Source organism: Thauera butanivorans NBRC 103042, from assembly GCF_001591165.1.
GTDB lineage: Bacteria > Pseudomonadota > Gammaproteobacteria > Burkholderiales > Rhodocyclaceae > Thauera > Thauera butanivorans.
Window position 1 is genome coordinate 31,833 of record NZ_BCUG01000045.1, and the last position, 9,719, is coordinate 41,551.

Sequence of the window (9,719 nt, forward strand, 5' to 3'; positions counted from 1 at the left end):
GGCCCATTGCGCGGGATGGGGTTCATTTTCCGCCTGTTTCCGACTCTGATCTGTCCTGTTGCAAATGCAAGTTGATCGTCGATCGGTCACGGAATCTTATAAACATCGCTCCCGTCGCTAACGAGTGGCTCTTTTTTGGCGGGAGTAACCTGGCAGCCGGTTTTGGGCGGCCATTAATGACATGCGACATTCCAAAAATTTCGTTCTATGGGCAGGAGCGATCCTGGCCGTAATGACCGGCGGATGTGGTGACGCACCACCGCCAACCGGGATCCCCGAGGCAGTGAGGCCTGCACTCATAGTGACCGTCGATCGACAGATCTTGTACGACACGCTTCGTTTGCCGGGGCGTCTCCGCGCAGCCAGGCGTGCGGAATTATCGTTCGACGTGCCCGGATCGGTGGAACGCTTCAGGCTGGAAGAAGGGCGGCAGGTCAAAGCTGGTGACGTGGTCGCGCGCTTGGACGATGGTGTGTACAAGGCCAGGTTGGATGCAGCACGTGCCGAGTTCGAGCGGGCAACGGTTGATCTTGCGCGCTACCAGCGGCTCTGGGAAGAGGAGTTGGCTGTTGCGCGTGCGGAGGTTGACGACCGTCGCGCCCGGCTCGAAGCGGCCCGAACCAATCTGGCTGCCGCAGAGCAGGATCTTGCGGACACCGTCATCCGGGCGCCCTTCGATGGCGTGATTACCCGCCGTCGCATTGAAACTTTCACCAATGTGCAGGCTAAGCAGCCTATTGCCGAACTGCAGGACCTGCGTGAGCTGGAAGTGGTGATCAATGTCCCGGAGCGCTTGGTGCGGAGAATGCAGTCTCATCAGGAGGCCATCGCCTTCTTCGACGATGACGCCGAGCAGTCGTTGGCGCTCGAGCTCAAGTCCTTCGCTACGGACGCCGATCCATTGACTCAGACTTATGTCGCCGTACTTTCGGTGAAGTCGATTCCGAAGGGTCTGAATCTTTTGCCCGGCATGGCGGTGAACGTCCAGCCGGCTATGCGGAGGGAGGCCATGTCAAGCACGGAAGCGGCGGTGGCGGTCCCGCTGTCCGCCGTTGCGCCTGATGCACAAGGTGCGCCAGGCGTCTGGGTCGTCGATGAGGGCGGCCGCGTAGAGCGCAGGCCGATCGAGACTGGCGACATCCGTGGGGCCCGGATCGTCGTGCGATCCGGTCTTGAGCGCGGCCAGCGTATCGTTGCGGCCGGCGTGGGAGGGCTACGTGAAGGGATGCGGGTCCGGGCTCTAGCGATGACGACAGCGGATCGCCGCCAATGAACATTGCCGAATATACGCTCCGAAAATCGGTTGTCGCCTGGGTGGTGGTGCTACTCGTCCTGGTGGGCGGGTGGCTGTCGTACGAGCGCCTGGGGCGCTTCGAGGATCCGGAGTTCGTCATCCGCCAGGCGGTGGTGGTCACGGCCTATCCGGGTGCTTCGCCGGCACAGGTCGCCGAGGAGATCACCGACCTGATCGAAGGCGCGGTGCAACAGATGCAGGAGGTCGAAGAAGTGACCTCGGTATCGCGCGCCGGCGAGTCGCTGGTCAAGGTCGAGGCCAAGCTGGCCTTCTCGCGCACCCAGGCCGAGCTCGACCAGGTGTGGGACAAGCTGCGCAGCAAGATTGCCGACGCCGCCCGCGCCTTGCCGCCAGGTGCGGCCGAGCCCGTGGTCAAGGGCGACTTCGGCGATGTCTTCGCGCTGTTCTATGCCGTCACGGGCGACGGCTACAGCTCGCGCCAGCTCTGGGACTACGTCGATTTCCTGCGCCGTGAACTGGTGCTGGTGCCGGGTGTGGCACAGGTTGCGCTGCTGGGCGAGCGCAAGGAAGCGATCTACGTCGAGGTTTCCAGCGCCCGTGCCGCTCAGCTGGGCGTGCCGCTCGACCGGATCTATGCCTCGTTGCGCGCGCAGAACCTGATCGTGCCCGCGGGCGCCGTCAATGCAGGCCCACTGCGATTGCAGATCCAGCCGGCCGAGAGCGTCCTTGCGGTCGAGACGCTCGGCGACCTGGTGGTCGCGGGCGACGCCAACAGCGGCCTGCTGCGCCTTCGAGACGTGGCCAGCATCCATCGCGAATACGTCGATCCGCCCGCGGTGCTGATGCGCCACGATGGTCGTCCGGCGATCGGGCTGGGCATTTCCAACGTGCTCGGCGGCAACGTGGTCGAGATGGGCGACGCGGTGAAGCGGCGCCTGGCCGAGCTTGAAGGCCAGCGCCCGATCGGCATGGAGCTGAACGTCGTTTCCGTCCAGTCGGACGCGGTGCGCGCCGCAGTGTCGGGCTTCGTCGAGAACCTCGTGGCTGCGGTCGCGATCGTGGTCGTGGTGCTGTTGCTCTTCATGGGGCTGCGCAGCGGACTCATCATCGGCGCGGTCCTCGTGCTCACCGTAGCGGGTACCCTGATCGCGATGCTGATGGACGGCATCGCCATGCAGCGCATCTCGCTCGGCGCGCTGATCATCGCGCTCGGCATGCTGGTCGACAACGCCATCGTGGTCACCGACGGCATCCTGGTCCGGCTGCAGAAGGGCGAACCGCTTGCATCGGCCGCGGGCGCAGTGGTGCGCGCCACGGTGTGGCCACTGCTCGGGGGCACCGTGGTCGGCATCCTCGCCTTCAGCGCGATCGGCCTGTCGCCCACCGACATGGGTGAATACGCCGGGTCGCTGTTCTGGGTCATCCTGTATTCGATGCTGCTGTCGTGGCTGTTCGCGATCACGCTGACCCCGCTCCTGTGCGCGGCTTTCCTGAAGACCAAGGTGGATGCCGGCGCCGCAGAGGGGCGGTTGCTGCGTGGCTACCGCCGCGTGCTGCAGAGCGTGCTCGCCCACCGTGCCGCCAGCGGCGTGGTGCTGGCTGGGCTGCTGGCGGCCGGCGTGGTGGCCTTCGGTTTCGTTCCGCCCGGTTTCATGCCCGACTCCGCGCGGCCCCAGTTCGTGGTCGACCTGGCGCTGCCACAAGGGACCGACATCCACGCCACCGCGGCCATGGTGGCCAAGGTGGAGGAGACGGTGCGCGACGCACCGGGCGTCACCCACGTCACAAGCTTCGTCGGTCAGGGGGCGTTGCGCTTCATGTTGACTTACAGCCCGGAAGACCCGAACCCCGCCTACGGCCAGCTCCTGGTCGATGTCGAGCGCTTCGAGGACATCGCCGGCCTGATCGAACGTCTGCAGCCCGAACTCGAGAACGCCTTTCCGGAGGCCAGCGTCAAGGTGTGGAAGTTCATGCTCGGCCGCGGTGGCGGGAAGAAGATCGAAGCGGCCTTCCGCGGCCCCGACCCTGCCGTGCTGCGCCGGCTGGCCGAGGAGGCCAAGGCCATCATGGCCACGGACCCGGAAGCCGTTGCCATCCAGGACGACTGGCGCCAGGCGGTGCCGGTGGTGCGCCCGCGCTTCTCGGTCGAGGCCGCGCAACGCGCCGGCGTGCTGCCCTCGGATATCGCCGCGGCACTCGAGCGCACCTACGTCGGTCAGCAGATCGGCGTCTATCGCGAGGACGAGCGCCTGATCCCCATCCTCGCACGTGCGCCGGCCGACGAGCGCCGAGGCATCGAAGACCTCGGCAACGCCCAGGTGTTCAGCGCCACCGCCGGCAAGTACGTCCCGGTGAGCCAGTTCGTCGAGCGTATCGACACGGTGTGGGAGGATGCGCTGATCCGGCGCGAGAACCGCTTTCCGACCATCAAGGCACAGTGCGACCCGCCCGCGGGGCAGTTGTCCGCACCGCTGTTCGCGCGCCTTCGGCCGAAGATCGAGGCCATCGAGTTGCCACCGGGCTACGCGCTGGAATGGCACGGCGAGTACAAGGCCGCCACCGAGGCCAACGCCGGATTGGCCGCGGCCGCGCCGTTCGGCTTCGCGGCGATGGTGGTGGCGGTGATCGTGATGTTCAATGGCCTGCGCCAGACCGCGGTGATCTGGCTCACCGTGCCACTGGCGGTCGTGGGGGTGGCGATCGGACTGCTGGTGTTCCAGGCGCCGTTCGAGTTCATGGCCATTCTCGGCTTCCTGAGCCTGACGGGCATGCTGATCAAGAACGCGATCGTGCTGGTGGATCAGATCGACGTCGAGATCCGCGAGGGCAAGCCACGCCTGCTTGCGGTGCTCGATGCTTCGGCCAGCCGCGCCCGCCCGGTTTTTCTCGGTGCCGCAACCACGGTGCTCGGCGTGGCACCGCTGCTGGTCGACCCCTTCTTCCGCAGCATGGCGGTGACGATCATGTTCGGCCTGATCTTCGCGACCGGGCTGACCCTGGTCGTGGTGCCGCTACTGTACGCGAGCTTCTTCCGCATACGAGGTGAAGAGCTTGCGTACCCGGCAAGGCCGGAATCCGGACGGGAGGAGGCACGATGAGCCGCAGCACCCTGCGTACCGGCCTGCTGGATATCGCGCTTGCGAGGTTTGGCCGCCTGGGATGTCCGTTGGTGGTGGCTGCCCTGGTGGGCGGGTGCCAACCATCGGACTTCGTCCGCCCAAGCGTTGAGGTGCCCGAGCACTGGCGGCTGACGACAGAACGTGACGGCCACGACGATACGGCCGATCTCGCGAGCCTCCCATGGAACGTCCTGCTGCCCATCCCCGAACTGCAGGCACTGATCGAGGAGGCCCTGGTTGCGAACGCGACGTTGCGTATCGCCATCGAGCGCATCGAACTCGCCCGCGCCCAGTACGGCATCGAGCATGCCGCACGGTTCCCGGCCGTCAACGCCACCGGCGCCGGAACCCGGGAACGCATGCCGGGTATCGATCCGAGCGGGAACCGTGTGGGCGAGTCCGGTTCGGTCGCGCTCTCGATACCCGCCTGGGAAATCGATCTGTGGGGGCGCCTGGCCGCGCGTTCCGAGGCTGCCCGTCGCGAGGTGCTCGCCAGCGCGGCCCAGGCCGACGGCGTGCGCGCGAGCCTGATCGCACAGGTCGCCTCGCTGTATCTCGAGCTGCTCGACCTCGATGCGCAGCGCGAGATCACCCGCCGCACGATCGAGGGCCGGCGCAAGGCGCTGCGCCTGACGCGTGCGCGGTTCGACGAAGGCGTATCTTCCATCCTGGATGTGCGCCAGGCGGAATCCGTGCTCGCCGGCTCGGAGCAGGCGCTCGCCGACCAGGCACGCCGCATCGCGCAGGCCGAGAATGCGCTCGCGCTGCTGCTCGGCCGCAATCCCGGGCCGATTCTTCGCAGCGCACGGCTCGACGCGCTGGACACGCCCGTACGCCTCGACGCAGGCCTGCCGTCGGCGCTGTTGCAGCGTCGCCCCGACATCCGGGCGGCGGAGGAGGCGCTACGTGCCGCCGGCGCCAATCTGGACGCCGCACGCAAGGCCTTCCTGCCCCGGATCACCCTCACCACACTGCTCGGCTTCGCCAGTACCGATCTCGGCGAACTCTTCGACGGCAACCGCTACGCCTGGTCCCTGCAGCCCTCGTTCGGCCTGCCGCTGTTCGATGCCGGCCGACTGCGTTCAGGGGTGGCTGCGGCGGAAGCGCAGCAGCGCATCCTGGTCGAACAGTACAAGGCCACCATCCGCCAGGCTTTCCGCGAGGTCAGCGATGCCCTTGTCGCATTCGAGCGCCTGAGCGAACAACGCGAGGCCATGAGCAGGGTCGTGCAGGCCAACCGCGAACGCTTGCGGGTCACCAATGCACGCTATCTTGCGGGGATCTCCAGCTATTTCGAAGTCATTGACGCAGAACGCCAGCTCTTCGACAGCGAACTGTCGCAGTCGCAGACCAGTCGCGCGCTGCAACAGTCGATCGTCCAGCTTTACCAGGCGCTGGGCGGTGGATCGAGCACTGCTCCAGCGCAGATTCGAAGCTGAGGAAGCGCCGAATGGTTCATGACCGTTCGGCCTGGGCTTGTCGAAATCATTGATTTTTCAGGCAACGAACCTCGACAAGCTCGGGGCGAACGGATTTGTGCGTCAAGGGGTATCTCCGTTCATCGCAAGGCCGATCCAGTAGTGCCTACCCTTTCAGGCAGTCACGAGCACCCGATCAAAACGCATGATGAAGGTGGATGCGCCAGACCGCGAAAGCGGGAGGCGCTTCATCAGAGACCTTGTGACGCACTCACGACCCAGATTCGTCGTGGGGAGGCAGCTTCACATGCGCGAGCAATGACTCGATTTGCCTCGCCGTTGCCAGAAGACTTTTGACGGCTTCCCGAGTCAGATCGAAGGTTTCCTGGTCCACGGCGTTTCGTGAGACGACCCACCTGCCCAGCCCGGTTCTCTCCACCTTTCCAAGCGTTCTCAGCTTCTCGAGTTTTCGTCGAACGGTCTCCTTGGGTACTCCGGAGATCTGGACGATGTCCGCGACACGCACGGGATGCAACTCACCAACAAACATCCCTTTTTCGTTGATCACGTCGTCGGAAGGAAAGCCCGGGCGTATCGATCGAGCAATGCTGAGGTGCGCAATGATGCCCCAGATAAGCGCAGTCTCAAGTTCGAGTCCGATCCTGCTGTTATTGAGCCGTCGCATGTGATCAACGATGTAGCGATTGCAGGTGAATGCCACCACGCCGAAGGATCGCCGAAACCGGGCTTCGAATTCATCCATAGTCAGAGCCTAAAAGATTGCCACTCCGCACCGGCCGTAGCCGCGGGAAATGTCCACATTACATACGTATTCCAGGAAGGCCGACGCCCAGAGGAGCAAACGGACCGCCTCCCGGCTACGGGCCATGCAATCGAGATTGATTGGTCGAGGAGAGTGCAACCCCTCAGCGTCGCAGCACCAGTAAGAGAAGGTCAGATGGAGATCCGGTGAGTTCGCCCATCACCGCGATCCGACATTAGTAGGATCGTTGTATTCATTTCGGCAACCTTTGACTTTTCTCAAAGTCCCATTCAACTCTCGATTATTGAGGCTCAATTTGAGCCATTTTGCACTAATACGGGCGCTTGAGGCTCATATCGGGCCACGGCGTATATTGAAAAATTGAGAATGATGTAAAAATGGAGTTGGCTTTTAATGATTAAGCGAATTTCTTGATCGATAGATTTTTCGACTGAATCCAGGAGACTCTACTTCTGGTTAGGTGCGGAGCTGGTTGGCCTCCTTTCCTTTACTCACGAGCGTTCCAATTGATGACTGACGGTAGTCAAAAAAATATAGTGGGCCAATCAGACATGGGAGGGCAATCGAGTTGTCACATGGCGCTGATGCAGAGCGTTCATCTGTATCAAACCGTCATTGATAGCTCGTTCTCCGTGATCTATGTCACAGACATAAACGGACGATACAAATTCGTCAACGATGCGTTCAAGCGTCTGGTCGGCCTTCCGGAAGAGAAGATAATCGGGCATGACGCCAGTGACGTCTTCAAGAACATGGGTGGAGAAACGCTTCATTCGCGCAATCTTGAAATCGTCCTCACCCAAGAACCTCGGAAACTGGTCGAAGTCGTCGAGAGCGCCTGCGGTGTTAGATATGTCTATGAGGTGAATTATTTTCCGATCAAGGAAATAAGCGGCGCGGTCGCGGGAATGGGAGGGATTGCGCACGACATAACGGGCCGCTACCTCGCAGAGAAGAGGTTCGAGGTCGTAATCGGCGGATCAATGGATGCATTCTTTCTGCTTGCAGAGAGTGGGCAATTCATCGAGGTTAACCAGGCCGCGCAGGATCTGACCGGGTATTCACGCGACGAACTGTTGAGAAAGTCTGTGCGAGACATAGATGTTCCGCTCGATGGCCTGTCCGTTGTGGACAGGCTTAGGTCGGGCGGCGGCAACGCTGTTCGTTTCGAAAGCCGCCTTTCTAGAAAAGACGGCCATCTGCGCGATATCGAAGTGAGCATCTGTGGGGTGGCAACAGAAGATGAGGTTGGCGAGTTTTCGGAGCGTCTCTATTACGGGTTCGTCAGAGACATTACCGGAGAGAGGGTGGCAAGGCAGCGTATCGAGTATCTGGCCTACAACGACACGGTCACTGGCCTGCCCAATAGGGAAGGCTTCAAGAAAGATTACTGCAGCCTCACGAGTGGACGTCAGGACCGGTCGCTGCGTCACGTTCTCATGTACCTGGATGTCGACAACTTTAAAGCAGTGAATGACGCGTTGGGGCATTCCGCTGGCGACGCAGTCATCCGGGAAGTCGGTCGCAGAATTCGCCAGGTCATCGGCGATGATCAGTTGCTTGGAAGGGCTGGCGGAGATGAGTTTCTCGTGTGCTTGACCGAGGAAAACCTCGGTGGTACGGCAGAGGCCGTCGTTCGCGCAATCCTGGAGGCGGTCAGCGAACCCATTGATCTTGGGATTCGACAGACACGCGTGACGATGTCAGCTGGTGTGACGGTCTCATCTCGTCATAATGAAGAGCTCGAGCTTCTTCTGATGCAGGTTGATTTTGCTCTATTTGAAGCGAAAAGACACGGCCGGAGCAGATATGCCTTTTTCGATATTGATCTGCATGCATTGCACTCGGAGCGGTGCGTCCTGAGTGAAGAGCTGAGGAGCGCCATCGTACGCGGCGAGCTCAACATTCACTATCAGCCGAAAATCGGCCTGTCGTCCGGTGCATTTGTTGGCGTGGAGGCCCTTCTGCGCTGGCACAGTCCAACGCTTGGAAGCGTCTCGCCTGCAAGGTTCGTCCCCATTGCCGAAGAAACCGGCTGCATAGTGGAGCTGGGGGCGTGGGTACTCCGGCGTGCATGTTCGGATTTTGTCGGGTGGAGAGCAGGGGGGTGTGGCCTGGAAAGACTGTCCGTGAATCTCTCGCCCATCCAGTTTCGAATGCCTGGATTCGTGGACTTCGTTCGTGAAGTGCTCGATGAAACGGGATTTCCGTGTGATCGTCTTGAACTGGAGTTGACTGAATCGACCCTGATTGAAGGAACCGATGAAATCCTCAGGACTTTGAATGATCTTGCCGAGCTGGGGGTGTCCTTGTCGATTGACGATTTCGGCACAGGCTTCTCAAGCCTGTCTTATCTTAAGAAGCTTCCGGTAAGAGCTTTGAAGCTCGATAAATCATTCGTCACGAACATCGATTCTGATGTCAATGACAGGACGCTGGTTGATGGAATCATCCGGCTGGCACGCAGTTTCGGACTTTCAACGATTGCAGAGGGGGTCGAGACGAAGGCGGTCAGTGACATGCTGCATCAGATGGGATGTGATCAGGGGCAAGGCTATTACTTTGCAAAACCGATGGATCTCGATTCTCTGAAGGATTGGGTGTCATCGGCGGACGTATTGAAGCGGCTTTAGGTATGGCGAGGGGGGGCGAGATCACCAGACGATAACGGTGTCGACGATCGATGAAAGCGAGAGGAAAATTGGTCGGGTGTATTTTTCCGGGCTGGGAGGTTGAGTCAAAAGTCACATGCAACGTATCTTTCTTGGCCAGGATCCAGCCGCTTGAACGATAATCCGAAGGTGCGTTCGAACGAACTGCTGGAGTATGGGGTTTCCTTGAAAGTGCAATACTGTACGGAATTGGGTTGTGGCTTTGGCGATAGAATCTAGATTTAGAACACTGAGGGCAAAGCTACTCCTGGTGCTCGTCGGCTGTATCGTAATCCCCGGGGGGGCTGTGACGACCATCATCTGGGCACAGCAGGAAATGCTGCGAAACGAAATAAGAGAGCATCGGCTTGTGCGTTTAAGGGATGCGATTGCCGCACAGGAAGAGAAGATTGTCGTACGAGTGATCTCGTTTCTCGATAAGGTGGGTGAGCGCTATGCGCAAAACGCTGATTTTCGAGCCGCTGGAGATCC

At 61.2% G+C, this 9,719-nt stretch carries 6 protein-coding genes; 5 read left to right on the top strand and 1 reads right to left on the bottom strand.

Annotated features, from left to right (window positions below):
* The first annotated feature begins 232 nt into the window (after positions 1–232).
* The 3 genes from TBU01S_RS16650 (at position 233) to TBU01S_RS16660 (ending at position 5,813) form a co-directional block, all read left to right on the top strand.
* Positions 233–1,273: an efflux RND transporter periplasmic adaptor subunit gene (locus TBU01S_RS16650; RefSeq protein ID WP_281178460.1), complete on the top strand. Its 1,041-nt coding sequence runs from the start codon at positions 233–235 to the stop codon at positions 1,271–1,273.
* Positions 1,270–4,353, top strand: a complete 3,084-nt coding sequence (locus TBU01S_RS16655; RefSeq protein ID WP_068638172.1) for an efflux RND transporter permease subunit — start codon at positions 1,270–1,272, stop codon at positions 4,351–4,353. Before TBU01S_RS16650 ends, TBU01S_RS16655 begins: the two co-directional genes overlap by 4 nt.
* A gap of 71 nt (positions 4,354–4,424) precedes the next feature.
* The gene (locus tag TBU01S_RS16660) at positions 4,425–5,813 is read left to right on the top strand and encodes an efflux transporter outer membrane subunit (RefSeq protein ID WP_245650953.1); all 1,389 of its coding nucleotides are present in this window, start codon (positions 4,425–4,427) and stop codon (positions 5,811–5,813) included.
* A 250-nt stretch (positions 5,814–6,063) separates the two neighbouring features.
* Here TBU01S_RS16660 and TBU01S_RS16665 read toward each other — a convergent pair whose 3' ends face one another.
* Positions 6,064–6,555: a helix-turn-helix domain-containing protein gene (locus tag TBU01S_RS16665; RefSeq protein WP_068638174.1), complete on the bottom strand. Its 492-nt coding sequence runs from the start codon at positions 6,553–6,555 to the stop codon at positions 6,064–6,066.
* A gap of 596 nt (positions 6,556–7,151) precedes the next feature.
* Here TBU01S_RS16665 and TBU01S_RS16670 point away from each other — a divergent pair.
* Positions 7,152–9,209, top strand: coding sequence for an EAL domain-containing protein (locus TBU01S_RS16670; protein WP_068638176.1), 2,058 nt, complete (start codon positions 7,152–7,154; stop codon positions 9,207–9,209).
* Between the two features lie 325 nt (positions 9,210–9,534).
* Positions 9,535–9,719, top strand: a 185-nt coding sequence (locus tag TBU01S_RS24565; RefSeq protein WP_217999650.1) for a hypothetical protein, incomplete at its 3' end; no start/stop codon positions are given.

Coding starts and splice junctions, on each gene's coding strand:
- TBU01S_RS16670 (WP_068638176.1), top strand. CDS start 7,152: ATGGCGCTGATGCAGAGCGTTCATCTGTATCAAACCGTCATTGATAGC.
- TBU01S_RS16655 (WP_068638172.1), top strand. CDS start 1,270: ATGAACATTGCCGAATATACGCTCCGAAAATCGGTTGTCGCCTGGGTG.
- TBU01S_RS16650 (WP_281178460.1), top strand. CDS start 233: ATGACCGGCGGATGTGGTGACGCACCACCGCCAACCGGGATCCCCGAG.
- TBU01S_RS16665 (WP_068638174.1), bottom strand. CDS start 6,555: ATGGATGAATTCGAAGCCCGGTTTCGGCGATCCTTCGGCGTGGTGGCA.